Consider the following 23,836-nt stretch of genomic DNA (forward strand, 5'->3'; position numbering starts at 1 on the left):
AGGTTCAGGGGCGGCGTCGGGCCGCGGGGTCGGTGTCGAGCAGGTCCGCGAGGAACGCGTGGCCGGAGGTCGCGAGGGCGACGGGGTCGTGCCAGAGCTCGCGCCAGAGACCCATGCCCTCGGCCGAGGCCGGGGGCTGGACGGCGGGCGAGAAGCTCTCGAGGGTGAGCGGACCGCGGTAGCCGGAGTCGGCGAGCGCCGCCGCGAGCCCGGTCCAGTCGGTGCTCCCGGTGCCCGGCTCTCCGCGGTGGTTCTCGGAGGCGTGGAGGTAGCCGAGCAGGTCGCCGGCGTCGCGGACGGCGCTCGCGAGGTCGACCTCCTCGAGGTGGGCGTGGAACGTGTCGAGGTGCAGGAGCACGTTCGGCGCGTCGAGCTCGCGGAGGAACGCGGCGGTCTGGGCGGCCGTGTTCAGCAGGTTGCTCTCGTAGCGGTTCACGTACTCCGCTCCGACGACGACGCCGGCGGGAGCGGCGGCCGCGGCGACCCTCCGCAGCACGTCGAGCGAGCGCGAGCGGGCAGCCGCGTCGGCCGCGTGCTCGTACTTGCGCATGGCCGAGTAGGTGACTCCGCCGACGTACCGCGCGCCGATCGCCTCGGCGAACCGCACGGCCGCCAGCAGCCGCTCCTCGCCGACGCCGGCCGTGGCCTGGTCGGTGATGTCGGAGTCGGCGTCCAGCGCGAGCGAGACGACCGCGTCGATCCCGTGCTCGTCGAGCAGGTCGGCGGTCCACGCGGAGGCGTCGGGGTCGGCGGGAGCCGGGATCTCGATCAGGTCGAAGCCGATCGAGGCGGCGGCGCCGATCGCGCGGCGCCCCGACTCCGGCGTCCAGTCGCCGACGAGCAGGCCCGCGTGGACCCCGATCGGCGACGAGCGCTCCGTGCTCCCGCGGTGCAGGAACTCGGGGTGCATCAGGCGGCCTTCGCGCCCGTGATCAGCGAGACGAGCTCGTCGCCGCTGGTCTCGGCGGTGCGGCGGCCGGCGACGGCGAGGCCCGCGCGCATCACCCACACCTGGTCGCTCAGGCGCATCACCTGGTCGAAGTTGTGGCTGATCAGCAGCACGGCCACTCCGGCGTCGCGCAGTTTGAGGATGATCTTCTCGACGCGCGCCGTCTCCTGAACGCCGAGCGCCGCGGTCGGCTCGTCCATGATCACGATCTTGCTGCCCCAGCCCGCGGCCCGGGCGATCGCGACGGCCTGGCGCTGGCCGCCCGAGAGGCGGCGGACCTTGCTGGTGACCGGCGGGACGTTCACGGCGAGGTCGCCGAGCAGCTCCTGGGCCGTCTTCTTCATCTGCGTCCGGTCGAGGAACCGCACCCCGGGCACGCCCTTGGTGAGCTCCCGGCCGAGGAAGAAGTTCTGCCACACGGTCAGGTCCTCGACCAGGGCGAGGGTCTGGTGCACCGTCTCGATGCCGCCGTCCCGGGCGCCGAGCGGAGTGGTGAAGTGCACCACGTCGTCGTCGAGGGTGATGGTGCCGGAGTCGGCGGGGTGCACTCCGGAGAGGCAGCGGACGAGGGTGGACTTTCCCGCGCCGTTGTCGCCGATCAGGGCGGTGATCTCGCCGCGGCGCATCGACATCGACGCTCCCTTGAGAGCGTGGACGCCGCCGAAGGACTTCTTGATGTCCCGCGCTTCGAGCAGGATGTCGCTGGTCATGGCTGGGCTCACTTCTTCTGGTAGCGGGTGATGAGGGCGGCGAGCACGACCACCAGGCCGACGGCGAGGGGCTGGTAGAACTGCGAGACGCCGAGCAGGGTCAGGCCGTTGGTCAGCGCGGTCAGGAGGAACGCTCCGATGATCGGGCCGACGATCTTGGCCTTGCCGCCGGTGAGGCTCACTCCGCCGAGCACGACGGCCGCGATGGAGTTGAGCAGGTACTGCGTGTTGATGGCCGGCTCCGCGGCGCCGACGCGGGCGACGAGGAGGAGCGAGCCGACTCCGGCGAGGACGGCGGCGATGATGTACACCGCGATGCGCACGCGTCCTGCCTTGATGCCGTTGGCGACCGCGCTCTCCTCGTTGCCTCCGACCGCCTGCACGTGCAGGCCGAAGCGGGTGCGGAACATGACGACCCAGGCGACGACTCCGATGACCGCGGCCAGGATGATCGGGTAGCCGATGATCCCGATCGAGCCGGTGGTGAGGCGGAGCAGCTCGGGGCTGCCGACCGTGATCGGCTTGCCGTCGGAGACGATCAGCGCGAGGCCGGTCGCCACCGAGAGCGTGCCCAGTGTCGCGATGAAGTCGGTGACCTTGCCCTTCGCGATCAGGAAGCCGTTGATCACTCCGATCAGCCCCGCGAAGAGCAGGGCCGCGAGCGCCGAGAGCCAGAAGCCCCAGCCGGCGCTCCAGCCGATGCCGAAGCCGACCGCTCCGACGGTCATCGTCGCCGAGATCGAGAGGTCGATGCCGCCGGTGGTGATGACGAAGGACTGGCCGATCGAGAGGATGACCAGGATCGCGGCGGCGACGAGCATCGCCTTGATGTTGCCGAGGCTGAGGAACGTCGGCGTCGCGATCGAGAACACGATCACCAGGGCGACGAGCCCGATCGGTGCGGCGTTCTCGGCCCAGAAGCTGAGCTGACGGAGGTTCGCCAGCAGCGGGGAGGCGCTGGCCGGGGGTCGGGCGGTGACTGAGGTCATGGTCGCTTCCTGGGTTGCCATGGGCGGGAGGTCCTACTTGCTGGGGACGAGCGCGGCGAGCGGGTTGTCGAACTCCTCGAACGGCTGGGGGAAGGCGCCGAGGGCCTGCTCCGCGGTCTCGGAGGTCACGAGTGCGGTGGGCGACTCGATCTCGGCGGGGATCTCCTCGCCGGCGCCGACGGCCTCGCACGCCTGCACGCCGAGCTGGCCGATCGCGTAGGGGTACTGGGCGACGGTGGCGGTGAGGCCGCCGTCCTTCACGGACTGCAGCGCGTCCTCGTTGCCGTCGACGCTGACCACCTGGACGGAGCCGGTGAGGCCCGCGTTCTCGACGGCCTTGACGATGCCGAGGCCCATGTCGTCGTTCGCGGCGAAGAACGCCTTCACGTCGGGGTTCGCGGCGAGGATGTCGGTCGCCTTGGTCAGCGCGACCTCGCGCTTCCAGTCGGCCGCGGCCTCCTGGACGACGGTGAGGTCGGAGCCGATCGCGGCGGTGAAGCCGTCGACGCGGGCGGCGCTGGTGACGTCTCCCGAGACTCCGCCGATGACGGCGACCTCGGAGCCGGCGGGCAGCTGCTGCAGGAGGAAGTCGCCGGCCTTGCCGCCGGCGGCCTCGTTGTCGGTGCCGATGTAGGTGGTGACGTCGAGGTTCGCGGCCTCGACCGCGTCGGGGTCGAGCGGGCTGTCGATGTTGACGATCGTCTTGCCGGTGGCGGAGGCGAGGGCCTGCACCAGGTTCGTGCCGCTGATCGGGTTGACGATGAGGCAGCCGAAGTCCTGGCCGGCGACGGTGGTGAGCTTGTCGGCCTGGCCGGTGGTGTCGCCGATGTCGGCGGCGGCCTGCACCGAGACGTCCACGGAGTCGTCCTTCGCGGTGTCCTCGATGCCGTTCTCCATCGCCTGGAAGAAGGGGTTGTCGAGGCCCTTGATGACCGCGGCGACCTTGGTCGATCCGGAGCCGCCGGCGGCCGTGTCGCCACCCGAGGCGCAGCCGGTGAGGAGGAGTGCGAGGGCGCCGACCGGTGCGAGAACCGGGAGGAGGCGGCGTGCTGTGCGGTTCATCGTCATCCTTGAGGATCAGTGGCACCACTGCGTGCCGGTGTGTGAAAACTACCGGGGCTTTCGCGTTACCGCAATACGAAAGTCGGGGAACTTCAGGTTTCCCGTCGGCAGGCATGTACGCTGACCGTGACAAGAGGGGGAGCGATGACGGGGTACTCCACCGGCGAGGCCGGTTCGCACGTGGCCGACGTCCTCGCGCTGTTCCGCGAGCAGGGCGAGGTCTCGCGCAACGCGGTGATGGAGCAGACGGGGCTCTCCCGCTCCACCGTCAACCAGCGCCTCGCGACCCTCGTGGAGCTCGGCCTGATCGCCCCCACCACCGGCGGCGAGTCGACCGGCGGGCGCCCCTCGAGCATGTTCGCGATGAACCTGGTCGGCACGGTGTTCCTCACCGCCGACATCGGGGCGAGCGGATTCGTCGCCGCCGCCTGCGACCTGCGCGGCACCCCCCTCCGGCACGAGAGCGGCGTCGTCGACGTCTGGGAGGGGCCGGACGCCGTGCTCTCGCTGGTGATCGCCGCGTTCGAGCGGCTCCAGCAGGGCGACGCGGTCGCCGGCATCGGCGTCGGAGTCCCGGGGCCGGTCGAGTTCGCCGCCGGGCGCGTGCGCAACCCGCCGATCATGACCGGCTGGGACGACTTCGACATCGCCGGCTACTTCGCCGAGCCGTACGAGGGCGTGCAGGTCGTCATCGAGAACGACGCGAACGCCCGCGCCCTCGCCGAGTCGCGCCACCACGGCTCCGACAACCTGATCAGCCTGAAGCTCGGCACCGGCATCGGCTCGGGCCTCGTCTTCAACGGAGCGACGATCCGCGGAGCCGTCGGCGCGGCCGGCGACATCGGCCACACCCGCGCGGTCACGGGCACGGTCGACGCGGATCCGCTGCCCTGCCGCTGCGGCAACGCCGGCTGCGTGGAGGCGTATGCGAGCGGCTGGGCCCTCGTCCGCGACCTCTCGGCCGACGATCCCTCGATCAAGCACGTCGCCGACGTCACGGCCCGCGTGCTCCGCGGCGACATGCGCGCCACCCAGGCGGTGCGCCAGGCCGGCCGCGTCCTCGGCGAGGCGGTCGCCGACCTCGTCAACATCCTCAACCCGCGGACCATCGTGATCTCGGGCCAGCTCGGCGACTGCGGCGAGGTGCTGATGTCGGGCCTGCGCGAGCGCGTCTACCTGCGCACCCACCCGCTCGCCACGCGGCACCTGACCATCCACACGTCGGACCTGGGCGAGCTGGCCGGCGTGATCGGCCTCGCCCTGACGACAGCCGACCAGGTCTTCAGCCGCGAGCGCTTCGACCGCGAGGCGAGCGCCGAGAGCCCCCGCGCGGCGGCCGCCGCGAGCTGAGCGGGAGCGGGTTCAGTGACGCAGGGTCGCGGTGATCCGGCAGAGCACCTGGACGTGGGACGGGGCCTCGGGGTTCACCTTCTCGGCGACCGCCTCGACCTCCCATCCGGACGCCATGAGCGCGGCGACCTCACCGCACAGCCAGTCCGGCACCCATCCGATCCGCTCGCCGGACACCGAGGCCACCTCGTAGGCCTCCGGGTTGCGGAGGTTCGAGGCGTCGGGCACGAGGACCAGCCCGTCGCCCTGCTCGAGAGGCAGCACCGGAAGCGGGAGCTCGGCCCGATGGCGGACTCCCGACACGAAGAAACGACTGATGAGGGTCTGCGCGGTGCGGAGAGGCTTCTCCACGACATGGAAGGTGTCGGTCGCTCGCGCCGCGCCGGTCCGGACCATGATCTCGACGGGGAGGTCGGGGGACGCCGCCTCGAGACCGAGCCACCCCAGGTACTCCTCGTACGAGCCGCGCTCGGACGACATCACCCTGTTGGCGAAGAACGGCGGAAGGGACGAGCTCCGGTACTGCGCGTCCACACGGGGGAACTCCGCGAGCGGGAAGAAGTCCTCGTCGGCGACAGCCGCCGGCTCGTACCGGAAGAGGAAGCCGTCGACCCCGACGGACAGCACCGCCGCGCGGAGGAACCGGCGAGTACGAGGGTTCTGCCAGACGAGCAGCAGCTCGCGGACACCAGGGGTCGGACGCGGCGCCGGTCGATCAACGAGGAGAGTCATCGAGGATCCTCCTCCGTGTCGCTGCCAGCAGTCCTTCCGTGAAACTAGCGCACGTCTCCGACATCAGGGTCGGAGGAACCGCCGCGAGGACCTCGCGGACCGCAGAGGGATCGACCGCTCGGAGCCGAGCAGTCGAGAACGCGCGCGCCTCCGGAGAGGCTGCGGCAACCGCGGCCGTGCAGGAGGGACGGGCGACGGCTGGAAGACCTTCGAGCCCGCCCCAGCCGCAGCGTCGGACGTCATCGCGCGAGAGGTCCAAGAGCGCCACGGGGTGGACGTCTCCACCCTCGTAGCCGACGAGCGCGCCAGGGCCGGCGAGGAGCGCTCGGAGGCCGTGCAGCTCATCGCGGAAGCCGACCGACTTGACCGGGCCGCCACCCCGACCGAGGACCGCGACTGTCCCACGGATGTCATCGACCCGCTCGGCCGCGCGGCCCGGACGCCGGATAGGACGTGCAGCGCGGCGGCGACGGGAGGAGACACCCCGAACGAGCTGCGCGCCCAGACGGCCAACGATGGTCAGCCGGCGCGGCAGGGTTCCGCGGAGTCCACGGCGCTGCGCGCCTACGCCGGTAACGCCTACGACAGCGCCGAGCGCCGCGAGACGTATGCGGCGAGCCTGGCAGGCCCGGGCGTCAGCGCCGAGGACAGCACCGTGCGCATGCGCGCCTCCACCAACCAGGGCCGGCCCCCGCAGGACGCTGTAACCTCTCCGAGCCGCAGCGGCAACCGCACCGCGGCGCCTCACCACGTACCCACCCACACTCAGGAACGCGGCGACAGAAGCCGCTGAGCACCGCACACGATGAGGGTTGCCCGCCACTTCGAGGCTCGGCGACGCAACACGATTGCCGCGCCTGACGACGCCATTGGCAGTGCGTTCAGGCCAACTGCCAGGTCTCCGCCAAGCAGTGCAGCAACTTCTCGTTTCGCCATACTGTCGTTCTATGAGCACAACTTCCTCTAGAACGGCTCGGTCTGGTAGCACCGAAGATATTGCCCGCGAGTTGCTAAGAGGACGGTCCGAGGGGTCCCAGATCAACGGCCACAATGTCGTTCTCGGAGCACGGAGCCAGTTTGCTGGTGAGACCTACCGAGAAGCACTGACGGGCAGAGTCAGCCACGCGTGGGCTTGGCTTGTAGCTCATCAGTGCGTTGGCCCAGACGGACAGTCGGTGACGGGAGGTTGGCAGCGCGTCACCCGTCAAGGAGCGGCCATCGGCGCGAGCCCACTAGCTCTTCTTGAGCTTCAAGCGGAAGAACTGCTTTCTGCAAGGCTGTCACCTCAGTTGCTCACCTCCGCAAAGCCTGCCTTCATGCGGGGCGACTATGAAACAGCAGCATTCGCCGCCATGAAGGCGGTCGAGGTCGAAGTGCGAGAGTTAAGCGGCCTGTCTACTGAACTGGTCGGGGTGAAGTTGATGCAAGAAGCGTTTAAGCGAGACGCCCCTCTCTGCGACTCGTCGGCAGAGGGCGGCGAGCAGGTTGCTACGATGAATCTGTTCATGGGAGCAATGGGTGCTTTCAAGAACCCCGCAAGCCACCGGACCGTCGTCTTCACAGACGCCCTTGAAGCCGCCGAAGTCGTTCAGCTCGCTGATTTGCTCCTACGGATGCTTTATCGCGTCGGAAAGCGGGACGGGCTCGCCGCAGCAGGCTGACACCCACCGCCTCAATGACCAGAGTTCCTCGGGCTGTCGAACACCGTCAACGCTACTGACAGTGGATCGACGACACGATGAACGAGGAGATGCCAGGTGCCGATCATCTCGACCAGTTCAGTATGGCGAGGCGGCGCCCCATCCACCTTGCACCGCTGCTGGATAAGATGATCAGATATTTCAAACGCGGTCGCTAATAATTATTGCGCTCGTGTTCTACGGAGGACAGATCTTGGTTGCCGACATCCGCTACGGAAATGATTCGAACGAAAATGCTCTCATAAGGGCAGCGCTGGCGAAAGAATACAATTTTCGTTGCTATATGTGCAATTTGCCGTCAGATTTCTCCACGCTTGAAATTGACCACATAGTCCTCAAAACAGCCTCGGCGCAAGAGCTTGCAAACGCAAAAGCGAATTTCGGATTACCTTCCGATTTTGATGTTAATGGTCTTGAAAACCTTGCACTTATTTGCAGACCATGCAACGGGAAAAAGGGCGCAACTGATATTTCAAAAGTTCCCATATTCGCCATTCAGCTCCAAAAATCGAAGCGCAACTCCAAGACAATTGCTAAGCATATATGGGCAATGAAAGCTGGCCAAAAAGCAACAAGCGCCTTGGCCGAAGCTTCTCAGGTGGACACTACCCTGGACGCAAATCGACAAGTAGTACGAATTTACGCTCCTATTATAGTGCAAAAATTGGCGCACATCGATCCGTCTTTAATTGATTACCTCACGTCTTACGACCTACAACACTCAACAGATGCGAACACCCTTTTTCGAATAGTGACTAACAACACGATGCGATCCGTATTTGCTACTACAAAGATGCTTCTTGGGTTCGATATAGATGCAGTGCTACCTGAGATTCTCGATGCCGCACGAAGCGACACATTCGATTTGGTCAAGCGAGCCCTGAAAAAGGGACCTAACGAAAGCGAAGGTCCGATTGACATCGATCCGGGATCTATCGGAGCATTGCACCTCGAGTTCATCATCGATTCTGCGCGCCTCAAGCGCAATCGAGACTATCTAGATTTCGCATTATCAGGTTCGGTTGATGGTTACTTGTCGGCGCCCGTCGTGGCAGTTTCATACTGGGATCCACGGCCGATTCAGGACCGCCAAGCAGATGCGTTCTTGTCGGGTCCGGTGGAAATCGAATTTTCTCTCGCAATGAAGGAGGAGCTGGTTTCCGACAAAGAAGTGTTCAACTTACATGTGGCGTTAGATGCGCTCGCAATTGACATCGACTGGTAGTCTCAGCACAGGTCTTCATCTTACCCCTCGTTGTCCCCCTATAAAGTCAGCCGAGTCGGGTCGCGAGGCTCAGTCGACCTCGACAGGTGTTGGAGCTGGTTGCTACGCCAGGGATTGAGGGCTTCAACTGGATGACGCGCAACGTGTCGAAGACATAAAACTGACATAATCACGGTTATCGGATATTCACGAGAGCGCTTGGATGCGATGGTTACCTCCGCACGTTCGCACAGCAAAGCCCCCATCGGGCTGCCGATGGACATCCCTATGGCGCCAACTCGCGACGACGAGAGTTGTGAGTGAAGGCTTGTTCGGGCATGCTAAGCGACACCGAAGTAGACCGCAGTTTCAAACTCGCGCTCATCGCGCACTCCCCCGGACACCTCACGTAGTGACAGGAGAATATGTCATCCGCCAGCGAGACTCCTGCTTCGGTGAGAAACCCTTCGCATATTGCGATAATTATGGACGGGAATCGTCGTTGGGCTAAACAACGCCAGATACCGCCAGAAGATGCGCATTTTTATACAGCCCCGGCGATGATTGCTGCGATTCGCTCGGCTGTAGCGCTCGAGATACCCCACATCACATTCTTTTGCTTATCGGACTCGAATCTTCTTCGACCGGATATCGAGGCAGAGGCATTACGCAAACTGCGCTCCTGGCTGTGGACTAAGGAGGTTGTAGACACGCTCGCCGACGTCCGAGCACGAGCGGTCGTGTTCGGCGACGGCATGAGCCCATTTGATGCTCAACATCACTTAAACGTAACTGATCATCAGCCATCATCGCCCGCTATTACAGTAGGCTTTGCCGTCAACTACAACGCGCGCCATGAACTCGAACGTGCAGCCAACCTTGTAGTTCGGGATCGATATCGATCACTAGAAGAGTACTACCACTCGTCTGAAATACCGGAGGTTGATCTCCTGATTCGAACGTCCGGTGAACACCGGACCTCCGGTTTTCTTCTCTGGCAAGCTGCATTCGCAGAAATATATTTCACGAAGACTCTGTGGCCAGACTTCAACGAGCGCGACTTTCGTCAAGCGGTCGGAGACTACGCGATGAGGGAGCGACGTTTTGGCCGCTGAACTGCTACTACAACTTTGTTGTGCTGTGAGATGCGTAGATTCTGAAGGCCGCATCCTGCTGATTCAAAGAAGCAAGGAGCCGCGTAAAGGTGCGTGGTCGCTTCCTGGTGGTCGTGTTGAGCCAGGGGAGCTAGCACATACTGCCGCGGCGAGGGAGCTGCTTGAAGAAACGGGTATTGCCTCGTCTGGTCTCGAATTTGTTGGTATCAGCGAATACATTGACGAGAGATACCATCTTGTTATCTTGATCTATCACGTAGTCTCATGGTCAGGAGTGGCGGCCCCAGGCGACGACGCACTTCTGACGAAGTGGGTTCAACTCGAAGAGTTAAGCCGTTTAGATCATACGGAAGTCCTGTTGCGAGACGCTCTTATGCGTTGATGTGAAAACCACGCCGGCGAAGAGACATTTCGGCCACAACTCGTGTAGTCGGAGCGCCATTCTCACGAAGTTGTTCTAATGTGTTCTTATCGGCCGCCTGGTCGCTCATACCTAAAGCCCAAGCCGCTGCTAACCGCACACCTTCGTCCTTCGGAGGTCGGCGGCGTGTAATGTTTGCAACTTCACGGAGCCCGTCGGACGAACCTGCTTTCGCCATGAGTCGAATGATCGACCGCTGAACACCTGCATCAGGATCCTGCCAGAGTGCCGTTGCAGTCACCTTGAGGGCGGGGTGGAAGGTCGCGGAAATTCCAAGGAGAGCTCCTACACTGAGTCGTTCAACTCGATCCGTGACGTAGATTGCGTCTTCGACAATTGCCCTTAGTCCGGATGTTCGCGATAGTGCATCATCTGCACTTGAATCAATGTGATTCAGTAGCTCGCGTCGAGTGTGTGACACTTCTCTCATTGTAAGTTGCTCTATATCGGACCGCATCTCCTTTTCCTTATATATCTGCTTATCAGATTTTGATACCTTCAACAATTGCAGCAGATGGAGGTTTTCTTCTCGCGATGTGTAGGCATCGTGCATGTCGATCACGCTAGCCATCGCGTCCGTTTTTAGCTTCTCCAACGACTTGTAATCGAGGTGCATCAACTCGGGTCGACGAATGAGCCATTTCCTGATCGGCTGCACGATTGTCTGCGTGCGAATTGAGTCGTAATCGGAGTTCGCGAAACCGAGCAAAGCCTGCCACGACGCGGGGGTGTCGATATGCGCTAGCGATTCAATAGCATTGAAGTACTGAATTGGGGATGCCGTTACACGCTCTTGAATGAGAGGAACGACGCGGTCGCCGAGCTGAATGAGCGCTTCACCCAAGATGCGTTCATCTCGCTCAAAGCTGATGCCGTAAGAATCGAGGACCGCTTCTGTAATTAGGATTCCAGCGCGGCTTCTCAATGCGCCGGGGTGGTCCCGCTTCGCCATTACTGCAAGTGCGAGCAACTCGGAGGGTGGCAGGGTTTGGCCTTCCGCAAGCGCGATGACTCCGTCATGAAATCTTGCTTCGAGGTCAGTGTTCGCTTCACGCTGCCAGTCGACTTTGCCGCCCGCTACACGGCTCGAAAATATGAAAAGATCTACGAGCGATAAATAGTCAAGATCTAGAACGCGCTCATACGCGCGAACTTTATCGACACTGAACTGCATCTCAGTACCGCGCTCCAACTTATTGATGGATGTTGAAGTCAGAGGGCGGGTTAAGTGACTGTTGAGTTGAAGGGCAAACTTTTCGGGAGAGTTAATGTCCGGATCTTCGGCATTAGCGCGTAGCACTCGAACGAGCCACGCAAAGCGCTCTAGGGGTAGTCGCGGTTGTTCTATCGGGTTTCGGGGACGTCCCGCCGGAGCCATGGAGAAATCCTAGCGAGCAAACTCTTGTTCAGGAACCGGAAAAATAGAGCACGATTGCGCCGAGCGTCCCGCTCCCGACGAGCGACGTGGCGACCGTCCAGCTCACCGGTACCCACGTCGGGTACGTCTTACGTGTCGGCTGTCGATGCCTGGCCTTCGCGTTACGGATCGTTCGACGGGACTGGAAGTTGCTGTTGTTCATGGAACCCCCTCGGTAGGTCCCTCCATCGTCTAGGCGAAGTTGCCGATCCACTGCCTTCCGTCAATTTGCTCCCACGCGAATGACGAATCTCCTTCGGGCTGAACGTGCCGCAGCACGGCGCCTCGAGCGGGCTGGGCAATGCCGGAAGCTTCGGGGCGGGTGGGGGGCAGCGTGTGTCTGTCAGGCGTCTTCGGGCGGCTGGTTGTCGAGCGGGAAGAACGAGGCGGGGGGTGGGGTGTAGGGCAGCGGTTCACCGGCCTTGTTCTCATCGAGGGAGAGCGCGTAGGGGCTGGCGGCGGAGAGCAGCATCGCCATCTGCCGATCGCAGTGCCTGATCCGCCAGTCAGTCATCCCGGACCCGCCGTCCAGGCGAGCTTTCTCCCAGGAACGCCACAGCGCCTCGATCCGCGAGGCCGCCTCCTCGCTCTTCCACCACGCGACCTGCCACCGGAAGTTGGCCCGGTTGGGCCGACCGACCTGGCGCCGGTAGTGGTAGCGCAGATGCTTCCGAACGAACTCATCCTCCGACGCATAGAACAGCGTCGATTATTCCTCCTCGGCGGCTCCTACTTCGCCGGTCTCGACGTTGACGGTGCCGGCCTCGTCGTCATCGAAGTCATAGCTGGCGGAGGTCACGATCGCCCTACCGGCTCGTGGGCCTTGATCGACGCCTTGATGGCCGCGACGGTCTCTTTCGCGCCCTGATACCACGGCACCGTGCGTAGCAGCACGGCGCGGTTACCGGAGGAGAACATCACCGCCCGCCCGCGGGGCATATCCGCCAGCTCCTGCACTTCAAGGATCTTCTCTCGCGTCAATGACGAGGACGTGGAGCGCACGCCCTTGTTCATGCTGACGGAGGTCGTCTCGCGGTCGTAGGTGCCGATCAGATCGGACATCTCACCCAGGAACGCCGGCTCGGAGACGCCGCCCGCGTAGACCTTCACGTTGGAGGCGGACCAAAGCTTGCGCATCCCGTCCTGCCCGAACACGGCAATGCCTTGGCTGTAGGACTGGAAGACTCTCATGATCGGGATCCCCCTCGAACCAAAGTGGCTTTAGAGGTCGGGGAGGTCGGTCCACCGGCTTAGGTTCGCCGCTTCATCCAGCAGGCCCAGCAGCGGAGTTTGCAACCGGCCGCCGGACGAGTTCGCGGCCAGGTCCTCCGCCGCCTCGATCGTAGCCGCGGCGCCGCCCGCCTCGCCGATAAGGCTCTCTTCGGCCGGTAGATGCGGAGAGGAAGGAGTCACCATCTCGCCGGGAGGCCGTTGCTGGTCGACCTCGCGACGGAGGCCGTTGCCGTGATCGAACGAGGGCGAGAGCGTCCGATGACCGCCCAGTTCTCGTTGTGCCGATCCCGTCCCGCGACCCAGGCATCGAACAGCAGGTAGCCCGCCCACACGTCGAAACCGCTCAGTCCGGCGACGGCGTCGAAGCCTGCAGGAGCGTCGACGCCGTCGAGAGCACGTCTCACCGCATCGACGGTGTAGCGGTCGTCGGGCCGCCTCCGAGCGTGGTCGTAGTCGCGATCGGAGTGGCGCAGCAGGCTGTTCCCGATCTCGAGGCTCTGGATCTGCTCGCGCTCGATGACGTTCCTCGACATGATTCCGCGCCGACCGCCCACGGTCGCAGGTCGGATCTCCGCGCAGGGGACGTCGAGCATCCCCGCGAGATGGAACGACACCCACTCCGCCCAGTCCTCACCCCGGGTCTCGTCTCCTCGCTGGCGGGCGAACTTGAAGAGCCACAGATCGCCGTCGGCGACGAGCCAGAACTTCTCCTTCGTCCCCATCGGCTCGTCCGACCACCCCTCGTCGAAGGCGCGCTCGATGGTCGTCGACTCCCACTTCGGCTGCATCCGGCCACGGTAGCCCGCGTATTGCCGGCGGCGGCGGACCTGTCGCGTCTCGCGGCCACCCCCCTTCGCCCGCGCACTGTTACGCCCGGCGACGAAGGGTTACGCCGGGCGACGCGGGCCGGGACGGGCGGGCCCGCGGTGCTCCATCATCGTGTCCGGGACGACGCGGAGAGGCCGCGGCCGCCCGACCCGTCCGAAGGAACGCGATGATCCGGCTCGAGCAGCTCAGCAAGTCGTACGGTCCGGCGACCGTGCTCGACCGCCTCGACTTCTCGGTCGCGACCGGCGAGATCTTCGCCGTCGTCGGCCCGAGCGGTGCGGGCAAGAGCACGCTCGCCGCCTGCGTGAACCTCCTCGAGCGGCCCACCTCGGGCACGGTCGTCGTCAACGGAGAGGCGCTCTCGCAGCTCTCGGAGGAGCGGCTGCGCGTCGCCCGCCGTCGCATCGGCACCGTCTTCCAGTCCGACGGACTCTTCAGCCGCCGCACGGCCGAGCAGAACGTGGCCCTTCCGCTGGAGTACCTCGGCGTCACCGCCGCCGAGACGAAGCGCCGCGTCGCGGAGCTGCTCGAGCGCGTCGGCCTCTCGGACCGCGCGCGCTACTACCCGCACCAGCTCTCCGGTGGTCAGCGCCAGCGTGTCGGCATCGCCCGCGCGCTCGCCCTCCGCCCCTCGGTGCTGCTCTCCGACGAGGCGACCTCGGGCCTCGACCCCGCCTCGACCACCGCGATCACCACGCTCCTGAAGGAGCTGCGCGACGACCTGGGCCTCTCGATCCTCTTCATCACCCACGAGATGGAGACGGTGCGCCAGGTGGCCGACTCCGTCGCCCGCCTCGACCACGGCCGCATCGTGGAGTCGGGGCGCCTCGTCGACCTGCTGCGCGACCCCGCGTCCCCGCTCGGCCTCGCCCTCAACCCGGTGCGCCCCTCCGTCGCGCCCGGCCCGGGTCTGGGCGAATGGGTGGTGGGCTACTCCCGCTCCGGAGTGCCGACCGACTGGGTCACCCGGCTCGCGGAGGCGGTCGGCCCGGTCGCGCTGCTCGGCGCGGCGATCGAGACGGTGGACGGGCAGGCGGTCGGCCACGCGACGATCGGGCTCGGCCCGGTCGACGAGGCGCGGCTCACCCGTGCGGCGGCCGAGCTCGGCCTGTCGGTCCGGCCCGCCGGCGTGCGCGTCCTCGCCGAGGAGGTGGCGGCATGATCCTCCACCTCGACAACAAGGTCCCGCTCGAGCAGATCCCCGCGCTGGTGCTGCCGGCGCTCGGCGAGACGCTGATCATGGTCGGCATCGTCATGGCGATCGTGGTGCTGGTCGGCGTGCCGCTGGGCGCTCTCGTGCACAACCTCGCTCCGGGCGGGCTGGCCGAGAACCGGGCCGCCCACCAGGTGCTCAGCGCCGTCATCAGCGTCGGCCGCTCGCTGCCGTTCCTCATCCTGATGGCGTCGATCATGCCGTTCACGCGCCTGATCACCGGCACCAACATCGGGATCGCGGCCGCCGTCGTGCCGATGTCGATCGCGGGGATCGCCTTCTTCACCCGGATCGTCGAGAACGCGCTGCGCAGCGTGCCGCTCTCGCTCACCCGCGTCGCCCGCGCCTCCGGAGCGTCGCGGCTGCAGGTGGTGCGGACCGCCCAGCTGAGCGAGGCGGTGCCGCAGATCATCGGCGGCCTGACGATCAACACGATCGCGATGATCGAGTACTCGGCGATCGCCGGCACGATCGGCGCCGGCGGCATCGGCTACGTCGCGGTGACCTACGGCTACCAGCGCTTCGACACCACCGTCATGCTCGCCACCATCGTGATCCTGGTCGCCACCGTCGCGACCGTGCAGCTCACCGGCGACGCCCTCGTCCGCGCGACCACGCCCGGCGCCTCCCGCTCGCGGCGAGCGCCCCGGGTCGCGGCCGCCGTCTAGAACCACTCCTCCTCCTCCTGCGCCCTCGGGCGTCCCTCCCGCGCGCCCCCTCTTCGAAAGGCACCGCCATGTCCACTCCCGACGACCTCGGATTCGATCTCAAGAAGAAGCGCCGCTGGCCCTGGATCGCCGGAGCGGCCGTCGTCGTGGTCGGCGTCGCCTCCGCGATCGCCGTCCCGCTCCTCTCCCCCGCCGTCTCGGCCAACGAGCAGGAGGGCGCGACGCTCTACGTCGCGACCGCCGAGGGCAACGCCTCCGAGCAGGCCCTGGTCGACTTCGTCGCGGAGGAGGTGGCGCCGCGCTACGGCATCACCGTCGCCTTCAAGGGGCTCTCGGACAGCAACACCATCAACCGCGCGGTGAGCGAGGGCGAGGTCGCGGCCACGGTGTACCAGCACAAGCTCTGGCTGGGACAGGTGCTCGAGGCCAACCCCGACTTCGAGGAGGAGGCGGCCACCCCCGTCTTCCGCTGGGGCTTCGGGCTCTGGAGCGACAAGTACTCCGACGTCTCCCAGATCCCCGACGGCGGCACGGTCTCGCTCTACTCCGACCCCGCCAACGAGGCGCAGGGCCTCTGGCTGCTGCAGAACGCCGGCCTGATCACGCTGAAGCCGGGCACGGAGCCGGGCACCGCGACCCAGGACGACATCGCCGAGAACCCGAAGAACCTGCAGTTCACCCTGCTCGACTTCGCCGCCCAGTCGCGCGCGCTGCCGGACCTCGACGCAGCCGTCGGCTACACCGAGTACTACCTCGCCGCCGGCATCCCGATCGAGCAGCAGATCTTCGCCCCGCAGGCCCCCGACGACTTCGCCGGGCAGCTCACCATCGGCTCGAAGTACCGCGACACCGAGAACGTGAAGAAGCTCGTCCAGGCCTTCCAGGACCCGGCCGTGCAGGAGTTCCTCGCCACGGACGAGACGGTGAAGGGGATCCTGCTGCCGATCGACGGCTGAGCAGGGCCGGAGCGACGGGGTCGCCTGAGGAGTCGCGCACGGCTTCTCGGGCGACTCGGCGTCTGCGGACGTAGCGTGGGCCCATGAACACGTTCACTCTCCACAACGGTGTCGAGATCCCCGCCCTCGGACTCGGCGTCTTCCAGACTCCGCCCGACGAGACCCGCGCCGCCGTCGCCGCCGCGCTCGACGCGGGGTACCGGCACATCGACACGGCGGCGGCCTACGGCAACGAGCGCGAGGTGGGCGAGGCGATCGCCGGCCGCGACGACGTCTTCCTCGAGACGAAGGTGTGGATCAGCGACTACGGCTACGACGAGACGCTGCACGCCTTCGACAAGAGCGCGGGCAAGCTCGGCGTCGAGCGGATCGACCTGCTGATCCTGCACCAGGCCCTGCCCGAGGCCTTCGACCGCACCCTCGACGCCTACCGGGCGCTCGAGCGGCTGCTCGCCGACGGGAGGGTGCGGGCGATCGGCGTGAGCAACTTCATGGTCGAGCACCTCACCCGCCTGCTGGCCGAGACCGACGTCGTCCCCGCGGTGAACCAGCTCGAGGTGCACCCGTACTTCCAGCAGCGGCGGGTCGAGCGCTTCGGCTGCGAGAACGACATCCTCACCCAGGCCTGGTCGCCGATCGGCGGCATCACCGCCTACCGCGACTCCCCGCGCCGCAGCTTCGACGACCCGGTGCTCCTCGAGCTCGGCGCCAAGTACGGGAAGACGGCCGCGCAGGTGATGCTGCGCTGGCACCTGCAGGAGGGCCGCCAGGTCATCCCGAAGTCGACCCGCCCCGAGCGCATCGCCGAGAACATCGACGTGTTCGACTTCGCGCTCTCCGGCTCGGAGCTCGCCCGGATCGACGCCCTCGAGGCCGGCGTGCGCGGCGGACCGGAGCCCGAGGCCGTGACGCTGGAGGCGTACGGCCGCGACATCCCCGAGGCCTGAGGAAGGCGCCCGCGACGGGAACACCGGAGCCGTCGCGGGCGTTGCCCTCACCATGAGCGTTCCCCTCTCCATCCTCGACCTCGCCCCCATCGCCCCCGGTGAGACCGCTCGCGACAGCTTCGCCGCCTCCGTCGCCCTGGCCCAGGAGGCCGAGCGCAACGGCTACCGCCGCGTCTGGTACGCCGAGCACCACAACATGGCGAGCATCGCCTCCAGCGCGACCTCTGTGCTCATCGCGCACGTCGCCTCGCAGACCTCCACGATCCGCCTCGGCTCCGGCGGCGTCATGCTGCCGAACCACTCCCCGCTCACCATCGCCGAGCAGTTCGGCACCCTCGAGACGCTGCACCCGGGCCGGATCGACCTCGGACTCGGCCGCGCCCCCGGCAGCGATCAGGCGACCTTCCGCGCGCTCCGCCGCGACCCCGACTCCTCCGAGCGCTTCCCGCAGGACGTGCTGGAGCTGCAGGCGTTCCTCGCCGGCGAGTCCCGCATCCCCGGAGTGAGCGCGACGCCGGGCGCCGGCACCCGCGTCCCCCTCTACATCCTCGGCTCCTCGCTCTTCGGCGCGCAGCTCGCGGCCGCTCTGGGCCTGCCGTACGCGTTCGCCTCGCACTTCGCTCCGGACGCGCTGCACCAGGCCGTCGCGGAGTACCGCCGCGGCTTCCGCCCCTCCGAGCAGCTCGACGCGCCCTACGTGATCGCCGGGATGAACGCCATCGCCTCCGACACCGAGGAGGACGCGCAGGAGCAGTTCGCGCAGATGAAGCGCGCCCGCCTGATGATGCTGCTGCGCCAGAGCGGGCAGATCCCCGTCGGCCAGACCTTCGACGACGAGGAGCTCGACGCCCTGCTCAGCGCCCCGATCGGCGCCCACGTCGCGAGCATGACCACCTACACCGGTGTCGGCACCGGCGACCAGGTGGCCGACTACGCCGCCGACTTCGCCCGCTCCGCCGACGCCGACGAGGTCATCGTCGCCCACGCGTCGCTGCAGACGGAGGCGCGCCTGCGCTCGGTCGCTCTCCTCGCGCAGTCGAACGCGCGCGTCGCCGCCTGACCTGCGGCCCAGTCCGTCGACGCCGCCGCACGGGCCCCGCGCGCGACCGGGGCCGCGCATCGGCGGGCGTGCGGCGCGCATCGGCGGACTCCTGTGAAAGTGAGCCTCTAACGGGGGCCACCTCACAGGGGGCGACCTCGGGAGGAGCGCGTCCGCGGTGCCAGGCTGAGCCCTGTGTCGACGATGACGGGCAAGCGGCGTGAGCCCGGGGACGGCCCTGCGCGGTCGGCGGCCCTGCTGCTGCGGGTCTGCGCGGGCGACCGGACCGCCTTCCGGCAGCTCTACTCGCTCACCGCGGGCCGGGTCGTCTCCGTCGCGGACGCCGTGCTCGACGACCGCGCCGCCGCCGAGGAGGTCGCGCAGGAGGTCTACCTCGAGCTCTGGCGCACTGCGCGCTCGCTCGACCCGGGACGTCCCGTCCTCGCCTTCCTGGCCCAGGTCGCGCACCGCCGGGCCGTGGACCGCGCCCGGGCGGACCGGTCGGCGCGGCGCCGGGAGCTGCAGTACACGGTCGTCGACCGGCCGCGCGATCACGAGTGGGAGCGCTCGGACGTCCGGCTCGCCCTGGCGCCCGCGGCCGGCGCGATCCGGCAGCTCGCCGCCATCCACCACGACGTCCTCTACCTCGCCTACGTCCGCGGGTACAGCCACTCCGAGATCGCGGAGGAGCTGTCGATCCCGCTCGGCACCGTCAAGACCCGGCTGCGCGACACCCTCATCCGCCTGCACACCCACCTGCAGTCCGCCGGCCCGGCGGACCCGGACGGCGGACCGGGACGGCGCATCCGGCGCTGACCGATGGCGCGGACGCCTCTGCGCCATCGGGGTCGCACGCTTCAGGACCGTGTCCGGCCCGCTCAGCCCGCCTGCGTCGCGCCCGAGACCGCGAGCCCGACGATCACCGTCAGCACCGTCGTCCACAGCGCGATCGCGACGCCCTGCCAGAGCAGGATCCGCCCGCGGCCGACTCCGGCGCCCGCCAGCATCACCGCGGTGAAGTGCGTCGGGAGCAGCAGCGGCCCCAGCAGGCTCACGCCCGGGACGCCGTAGCGGGTGAAGGCCCGCTGGAACTTCTCGCGCCGCGGAGACGTCCGCTTCGCCTCCGAGCGGCCCGTGATCGCCGAGCGGACGCCGGTGCCCAGCAGCACGAGCAGCGCCACGCAGACGAAGTTGCCGATCGCCCCGGCGAGCCCGGCGACGACCGGGTGGATGCCGCCGATGATCCCGATGCTCGCCGCTCCCTCGCCCTCGATGAAGGGGACGGCCCCGGCCGCGGCGACGACGAGGGGCTGCACGAGCTCGGGAACGCGGCCGATCAGGTCCTGGAATCCGAGGATCGCGTCGCTGATGATCGTCATGGTCGTGCCTTCCGGTACGTGGCCCCGGCTCTCGGGACTCCTCCATCCGACCGTGTCCGCGCCCGCTGCGGCAGTGCCGCCGGGTCACCGCGTCCCGGGAGGATCGACGGCCCGAGGGGTGACAAGTGTCATGGTCGTAGCCTGGGCCGCATGGTGAACTCGACCGAGGCGGATCCGCCCGTGCGCGCGGGCCGCGGCGTCGCCGTGACCTGGTGGTACACGCTCGCGTCGGCCGCCTCCTTCGTGGTGATCGTCCTGGCCGTCTGGTCCGTGGCGGTGCTGAGCGCCGAGGCCGAGGAGTGGCGGAAGGGGGCCTACTTCCTGGGCGCGGCCGCCTGGGTCGCGGTGTTCTCGCCGACCGCGCTCGCGTACCGGCGCGCCGACCGCGAGGGCCCGGTGCGCCTCCGGGCCGCGCCGACCCTGGTCTTCTGCCTCGGAGTGGCGGCCGCCGCGCTCACCGGCACGGCCGCCGGGAGCCTCGCGCTCGGGCTCTCGCTCGCCGCGACCCTGGTCGCCGTGCTGCCCTGGCAGAGCGGGGTGCGGCTCCGGGTGATGGTGCTCTGCACGATCGTCCTCGCGGTCGCGGCGGTGCTCGAGCAGACGCGCGCGGCGCCGGACGCGTCGGCCGCGCTCTCGACCCTCCTGCTGTTCGCGACGCTGCTGCCCCTGACGGTCGTCAGCGCGCTGTGGTGGTGGGACATCGTCCGCGAGCTCGACCGGGCGCGCGCCGCCGAGGGCCGGCTCGCCGCCGCCCAGGAGCGCCTGCTGCTCGCCGGCGACGTGCACGACCTCCAGGGGCACCACCTCCAGGTGATCGCGCTGCAGCTCGAGCTCGCCGAGCGCCTTCTCGGCAGCGACCCGGAGGCCGCTCTCGAGCAGCTGCGCGCCGCCCAGCGCTCGGTCGACGGCGCCCGCACCGGCACCCGTGAGCTCGCCACGCGCTTCCGCAGCGTCCCGCTCGCCGACGAGCTGGCCAACGCCGCCGACCTGCTCCGCTCGGCCGGGCTCCGCGTCGAGCTCGAGGTCGACCCGGCGGCGGCTCACGCGCCTGCCGAGACGCTCGGGCCGGTGGTCCGCGAGACGACGACGAACATCCTCAAGCACGGCGGCGGCTCCAGCGCGCGGCTGCGGCTCGCGCGGGAGCAGGACGAGTGGCGGTTCGAGGCGGTGAACGACCTGGCACCGGACGCGGAGGAGGCGGACGGGACCGGCTCGGGCGTCCTCGGCATGGCGGAGCGGGTCGAGCGGGCAGGGGGGACGCTGCGCGCCGGGGCGGTCCGCCGCTCCTTCGAGCTGGACGCGCGCCTGCCGGTGGGGAGCGACTCGTGATCCGGGTGCTGATCGCCGACGACGAGGACATGATCCGCACGGCGCTGGCCGCGCTCCTCCGCCTCGAGGAGGACCTCGAGATCGTGGGCGAGTGCCGCGACGGCGAGCAGGCGGTCGCGGAGGCGCTGCGCCTGCAGCCCGACGTGTGCCTGTTCGACGTCGAGATGCCCGGGCTCGACGGGATCGAGGCGGCGGAGCGGCTGCGCCGGGTCTCGGCGACGCGGGTCGTGGTCGTCACCCGGCACGCGCGGCCGGGGGTCCTGCGGCGAGCGCTCGGAGCGGGCGTCAGCGGCTTCCTGCCGAAGTCGCGCCGGGTCGAGGACGTCGCCGAGGTGATCCGTCAGGTCGCAAGCGGACGCCGCTACGTCGATCCGGAGATCGCCGCCGACGCCCTGGCGAACACGCGCAGCCCGCTGACCGACCGGGAGCTCGACGTGCTCAGCGCCGGCTCCCGCGGCGAGACGATCGGCGAGATCGGCGCGGCGCTGCACCTCTCCTCCGGCACCGTCCGCAACCACGTCTCGTCGATCCTCCGCAAGCTCGACGTCGACACCCGCCAGCGCGCGGTCATCGAGGCCCGCGAGCGCGGCTGGATCTGAGCGCAGGCGCCGCGACGGCAGCCACTCCGCAGAAGTCGTCGCACTCGCGCTCGAGTGCGACGACTTCTGCGTTCTCGCGAGCGCCGCTGGGTCAGGCCGTCGGCGTCCAGATCCGCATCGTCGACGGTCCGCGGTTCGCCCAGCGGTGGTACGGCCGGAACTCCGCCTCGAAGCGGCGCCCCTCCTCCACCGGCACGGAACCGTAGGGCCAGCCGGGAGCCGCCTCCCGCGCCACCAGGGACACGCGCGCTCCCTCCGCCGTCACGACGGGCGGCACCGAGGCGTCGACCGCGATGTGCTCGGTGTCCAGGCCCTCGGGCAGGTCGAGCGACTCGATCGCCAGCACGAACGGCCCGCGCTCGAGGGCGACCTGGCCGCGCACCGCGTCGATCCGGGGGTGCGGGGCGACGAAGCGGGCCGTCATCGGCAGCGAGAGCCGCACGGTGTCGCCGGCGGAGAACGCCCGGCGGACGGTGACGGTCGGCGTCGAGACCGGCTCGCCGTCGAGCAGCGCCGAGCCCCGCGCGAACGGCGGCACCCGCAGCGTCAGCGCGAACTCCGCGTCCTCGAGGATCCGCACGACGATCTCGCCGTCGGCCGGGTACTCCGTCTCGACGCGCAGCGCGACGCCTCCCGTGCGCACCTCGTACGCGCCGTACTGGTGGAGTTGCACCCCGTCGTCGGTGGCGGTCGCGAAGCCGAGCTCGACGCTCGCGAGGGTGCGGGCGGTGTTGGTCGGGCAGCACGAGACCCAGAACCAGGGCGCGCGGAGGCTGGACTGCGCGCGGTCGGTCTCGCGCGACTCGTCCGGCGCCACTCCGTCGACGCGCTGCTGCAGCGTGTTCGTGTAGAAGAAGGCGCGGCCGTCGTCGCGGGTGGCGGGGAGCACCGCGTTCAGCAGCGTCCGCTCCATCAGGTCCGCGTAGCGGTGCTCGTTCGAGCCGAGCAGGAGCCGCCAGCTGAGCATCGTGGAGCCGATCGCCGCGCAGGTCTCGGCATAGGCGCGATCCGGCGGCAGCTCGTAGTCGGCGCCGAACGCCTCGTCCTGGTGGTGCGAGCCCATCCCGCCCGTGACGTAGGTGCGCCGCTCGACGGTCGCCTCCCACTGGCGGCGGACCGCCTCCTCCAGCTCGGCGTCGCCGGTCTCGACCGCGACATCGAGAGCCCCGGAGGCGAGGTAGAGGGCCCGCACCGCGTGGCCGCGCAGCACCTCCGCGTCGCGCACGGGCACGTCGTCCTGGAAGTACTCGGCGCCGAACGCGATCGGCTTCAGCGTCCCCGTCCCGCGCCGCTCCACGAAGAGGCGGGCCAGCTCGAGGTAGCGCTCCTCCCCCGTCGCCCGCGCCAGCTCGGCGAGCGCCGGCTCGATCTCGGGGTGGCCGCACACGGCGACCCTCCCCTCGGGCCCGAACTCGCGATGCACGTGGTCGGCGAGGCGCCGGGCGACCTGCGGCAGGAGGTCGTCTTGACCGGTGCGCAGCCGCGCCACGGCGGCCTGGATCAGGTGCCCGAAGCTGTACAGCTCGTGGCCCCACTCCAGGTCGGAGTAGCGCGCACGCTGGCCGGGCCGGCCGAAGCTCGTGTGCAGGTAGCCGTCCGGGTCCTGGGCGGAGGCGACCCGCGAGACGAGGTCGTCGTACCGCTCCTGCAGCCCGGCGTCGTCGCTCCGGCCGAGCTCCCAGGCCATGGCCTCGAGGAGCTTGTAGACCTCGGAGTCCACGAACTCGATGCCCGCGTGCGCGTCGCCGCCCTCGGCGGACGAGATCGAGCCGTCGGCCGCGCGGTCGAAGTTGCCGGCCCAGCCGACGCGCTCGATCCACGAGCGGCAGTGCTCGATGACGGCGGAGGAGTTGAGGTCCTGGTAGTGCTTCCAGAAGCCGCCGGTGAGGCGGATCTCGTCCTGGCGCAGCGGCCGGAGCACGCTCCGCGAGGGGGCGACCGGGCCGCCGAGGGCGGTGGCGGTGGGGGCGGTGAGGGTCACGGTGTCTCCTTGGAG

24 protein-coding genes and 1 pseudogene are annotated in these 23,836 nt (G+C 68.1%); 14 read left to right on the forward strand and 11 right to left on the reverse strand.

Going from position 1 to position 23,836, the window contains the following annotated elements:
* Positions 1 to 4 precede the first annotated feature (4 nt).
* From C5B98_RS07685 to C5B98_RS07700, 4 genes are read right to left on the reverse strand one after another with little or no spacing between them, the layout of a single operon-like run.
* The gene (locus tag C5B98_RS07685; protein ID WP_104327577.1) at positions 5 to 910 is read right to left on the reverse strand and encodes a sugar phosphate isomerase/epimerase; all 906 of its coding nucleotides are present in this window, start codon (positions 908 to 910) and stop codon (positions 5 to 7) included.
* Positions 910 to 1,659, reverse strand: a complete 750-nt coding sequence (locus C5B98_RS07690) for an ATP-binding cassette domain-containing protein (protein WP_104327578.1) — start codon at positions 1,657 to 1,659, stop codon at positions 910 to 912. The genes C5B98_RS07685 and C5B98_RS07690 overlap by 1 nt, the downstream gene beginning before the upstream one ends.
* A gap of 8 nt (positions 1,660 to 1,667) precedes the next feature.
* On the reverse strand, positions 1,668 to 2,648 hold the full coding sequence (locus C5B98_RS07695; RefSeq protein WP_104222714.1) for an ABC transporter permease: 981 nt from the start codon (positions 2,646 to 2,648) through the stop codon (positions 1,668 to 1,670).
* Between the two features lie 33 nt (positions 2,649 to 2,681).
* Positions 2,682 to 3,710, reverse strand: a complete 1,029-nt coding sequence (locus C5B98_RS07700) for a substrate-binding domain-containing protein (RefSeq protein ID WP_104222713.1) — start codon at positions 3,708 to 3,710, stop codon at positions 2,682 to 2,684.
* A 144-nt stretch (positions 3,711 to 3,854) separates the two neighbouring features.
* Here C5B98_RS07700 and C5B98_RS07705 point away from each other — a divergent pair, with 144 nt between their 5' ends.
* Positions 3,855 to 5,060, forward strand: a complete 1,206-nt coding sequence (locus C5B98_RS07705) for an ROK family transcriptional regulator (protein ID WP_104225808.1) — start codon at positions 3,855 to 3,857, stop codon at positions 5,058 to 5,060.
* A gap of 12 nt (positions 5,061 to 5,072) precedes the next feature.
* Here the strand turns inward: C5B98_RS07705 and C5B98_RS07710 are convergent, their stop codons facing one another.
* A complete protein-coding gene (locus C5B98_RS07710) occupies positions 5,073 to 5,792 on the reverse strand; it encodes an HIRAN domain-containing protein (protein ID WP_104327579.1) in 720 nt (239 codons plus the stop codon).
* 271 nt (positions 5,793 to 6,063) lie between these two features.
* Between C5B98_RS07710 and C5B98_RS07715 the strand changes: the two genes are divergently transcribed.
* From C5B98_RS07715 to C5B98_RS07730, 5 genes are all read left to right on the forward strand, one after another.
* Positions 6,064 to 6,585, forward strand: a complete 522-nt coding sequence (locus tag C5B98_RS07715) for a hypothetical protein (protein WP_104327580.1) — start codon at positions 6,064 to 6,066, stop codon at positions 6,583 to 6,585.
* 382 nt (positions 6,586 to 6,967) lie between these two features.
* A complete protein-coding gene (locus tag C5B98_RS07720) occupies positions 6,968 to 7,453 on the forward strand; it encodes a TIGR02391 family protein (protein ID WP_181065484.1) in 486 nt (161 codons plus the stop codon).
* 211 nt (positions 7,454 to 7,664) lie between these two features.
* Positions 7,665 to 8,717, forward strand: coding sequence for an HNH endonuclease (locus tag C5B98_RS16605; protein WP_146076906.1), 1,053 nt, complete (start codon positions 7,665 to 7,667; stop codon positions 8,715 to 8,717).
* A gap of 404 nt (positions 8,718 to 9,121) precedes the next feature.
* Positions 9,122 to 9,811, forward strand: a complete 690-nt coding sequence (gene uppS, locus C5B98_RS07725; protein WP_104327582.1) for a polyprenyl diphosphate synthase — start codon at positions 9,122 to 9,124, stop codon at positions 9,809 to 9,811.
* 25 nt (positions 9,812 to 9,836) lie between these two features.
* On the forward strand, positions 9,837 to 10,193 hold the full coding sequence (locus tag C5B98_RS07730) for an NUDIX hydrolase (RefSeq protein WP_258063470.1): 357 nt from the start codon (positions 9,837 to 9,839) through the stop codon (positions 10,191 to 10,193).
* Here C5B98_RS07730 and C5B98_RS16610 read toward each other — a convergent pair.
* From C5B98_RS16610 to C5B98_RS07745, 4 genes and pseudogenes are all read right to left on the reverse strand, one after another.
* The gene (locus tag C5B98_RS16610) at positions 10,183 to 11,610 is read right to left on the reverse strand and encodes a HEAT repeat domain-containing protein (protein WP_146076908.1); all 1,428 of its coding nucleotides are present in this window, start codon (positions 11,608 to 11,610) and stop codon (positions 10,183 to 10,185) included. The two genes, C5B98_RS07730 and C5B98_RS16610, sit on opposite strands and share 11 nt — an antisense overlap.
* A gap of 382 nt (positions 11,611 to 11,992) precedes the next feature.
* Positions 11,993 to 12,352, reverse strand: coding sequence for a DUF4913 domain-containing protein (locus C5B98_RS07735; protein ID WP_104327583.1), 360 nt, complete (start codon positions 12,350 to 12,352; stop codon positions 11,993 to 11,995).
* A 92-nt stretch (positions 12,353 to 12,444) separates the two neighbouring features.
* Positions 12,445 to 12,858 (reverse strand): annotated as a pseudogene (locus C5B98_RS17125) (TraM recognition domain-containing protein); the annotation flags it as partial.
* Between the two features lie 200 nt (positions 12,859 to 13,058).
* Entirely contained in the window at positions 13,059 to 13,670 is a 612-nt protein-coding gene (locus tag C5B98_RS07745; RefSeq protein WP_104327584.1) for a hypothetical protein, read from the reverse strand.
* 206 nt (positions 13,671 to 13,876) lie between these two features.
* On the opposite strand from C5B98_RS07745, the gene C5B98_RS07750 reads away from it, so the two are divergent.
* From C5B98_RS07750 to C5B98_RS07775, 6 genes are all read left to right on the forward strand, one after another.
* The gene (locus C5B98_RS07750; protein ID WP_104256583.1) at positions 13,877 to 14,872 is read left to right on the forward strand and encodes a methionine ABC transporter ATP-binding protein; all 996 of its coding nucleotides are present in this window, start codon (positions 13,877 to 13,879) and stop codon (positions 14,870 to 14,872) included.
* Positions 14,869 to 15,591, forward strand: a complete 723-nt coding sequence (locus C5B98_RS07755; RefSeq protein WP_104222708.1) for a methionine ABC transporter permease — start codon at positions 14,869 to 14,871, stop codon at positions 15,589 to 15,591. Before C5B98_RS07750 ends, C5B98_RS07755 begins: the two co-directional genes overlap by 4 nt.
* 68 nt (positions 15,592 to 15,659) lie before the next feature.
* Complete coding sequence (locus C5B98_RS07760) at positions 15,660 to 16,547, forward strand: MetQ/NlpA family ABC transporter substrate-binding protein (RefSeq protein ID WP_104225807.1); 888 nt, start codon at positions 15,660 to 15,662, stop codon at positions 16,545 to 16,547.
* A gap of 83 nt (positions 16,548 to 16,630) precedes the next feature.
* Positions 16,631 to 17,494 (forward strand): aldo/keto reductase, encoded by an 864-nt coding sequence (locus tag C5B98_RS07765; protein WP_104222706.1) that lies wholly within the window; start codon positions 16,631 to 16,633, stop codon positions 17,492 to 17,494.
* Positions 17,495 to 17,546: 52 nt separating this feature from the next.
* Positions 17,547 to 18,554 (forward strand): LLM class flavin-dependent oxidoreductase, encoded by a 1,008-nt coding sequence (locus C5B98_RS07770; RefSeq protein WP_104222705.1) that lies wholly within the window; start codon positions 17,547 to 17,549, stop codon positions 18,552 to 18,554.
* 183 nt (positions 18,555 to 18,737) lie between these two features.
* Entirely contained in the window at positions 18,738 to 19,349 is a 612-nt protein-coding gene (locus tag C5B98_RS07775; RefSeq protein ID WP_258063471.1) for a sigma-70 family RNA polymerase sigma factor, read from the forward strand.
* A 62-nt stretch (positions 19,350 to 19,411) separates the two neighbouring features.
* Here the strand turns inward: C5B98_RS07775 and C5B98_RS07780 are convergent, their stop codons facing one another.
* Complete coding sequence (locus tag C5B98_RS07780) at positions 19,412 to 19,912, reverse strand: small multidrug efflux protein (protein ID WP_104222703.1); 501 nt, start codon at positions 19,910 to 19,912, stop codon at positions 19,412 to 19,414.
* Positions 19,913 to 20,062: 150 nt separating this feature from the next.
* Here C5B98_RS07780 and C5B98_RS07785 point away from each other — a divergent pair, with 150 nt between their 5' ends.
* Together C5B98_RS07785 and C5B98_RS07790 are read left to right on the forward strand one after the other, a co-directional pair.
* Positions 20,063 to 21,241, forward strand: a complete 1,179-nt coding sequence (locus C5B98_RS07785) for a sensor histidine kinase (protein ID WP_104327586.1) — start codon at positions 20,063 to 20,065, stop codon at positions 21,239 to 21,241.
* Positions 21,238 to 21,840 (forward strand): response regulator transcription factor, encoded by a 603-nt coding sequence (locus C5B98_RS07790; protein WP_104237744.1) that lies wholly within the window; start codon positions 21,238 to 21,240, stop codon positions 21,838 to 21,840. The genes C5B98_RS07785 and C5B98_RS07790 overlap by 4 nt, the downstream gene beginning before the upstream one ends.
* 91 nt (positions 21,841 to 21,931) lie before the next feature.
* Here C5B98_RS07790 and C5B98_RS07795 read toward each other — a convergent pair whose 3' ends face one another.
* Entirely contained in the window at positions 21,932 to 23,821 is a 1,890-nt protein-coding gene (locus tag C5B98_RS07795) for a glycoside hydrolase family 127 protein (RefSeq protein ID WP_104327587.1), read from the reverse strand.
* Positions 23,822 to 23,836 lie beyond the last annotated feature (15 nt).

Origin of the sequence: Rathayibacter sp. AY1A5 (genome assembly GCF_002930875.1) — a bacterium.
GTDB lineage: Bacteria > Actinomycetota > Actinomycetes > Actinomycetales > Microbacteriaceae > Rathayibacter.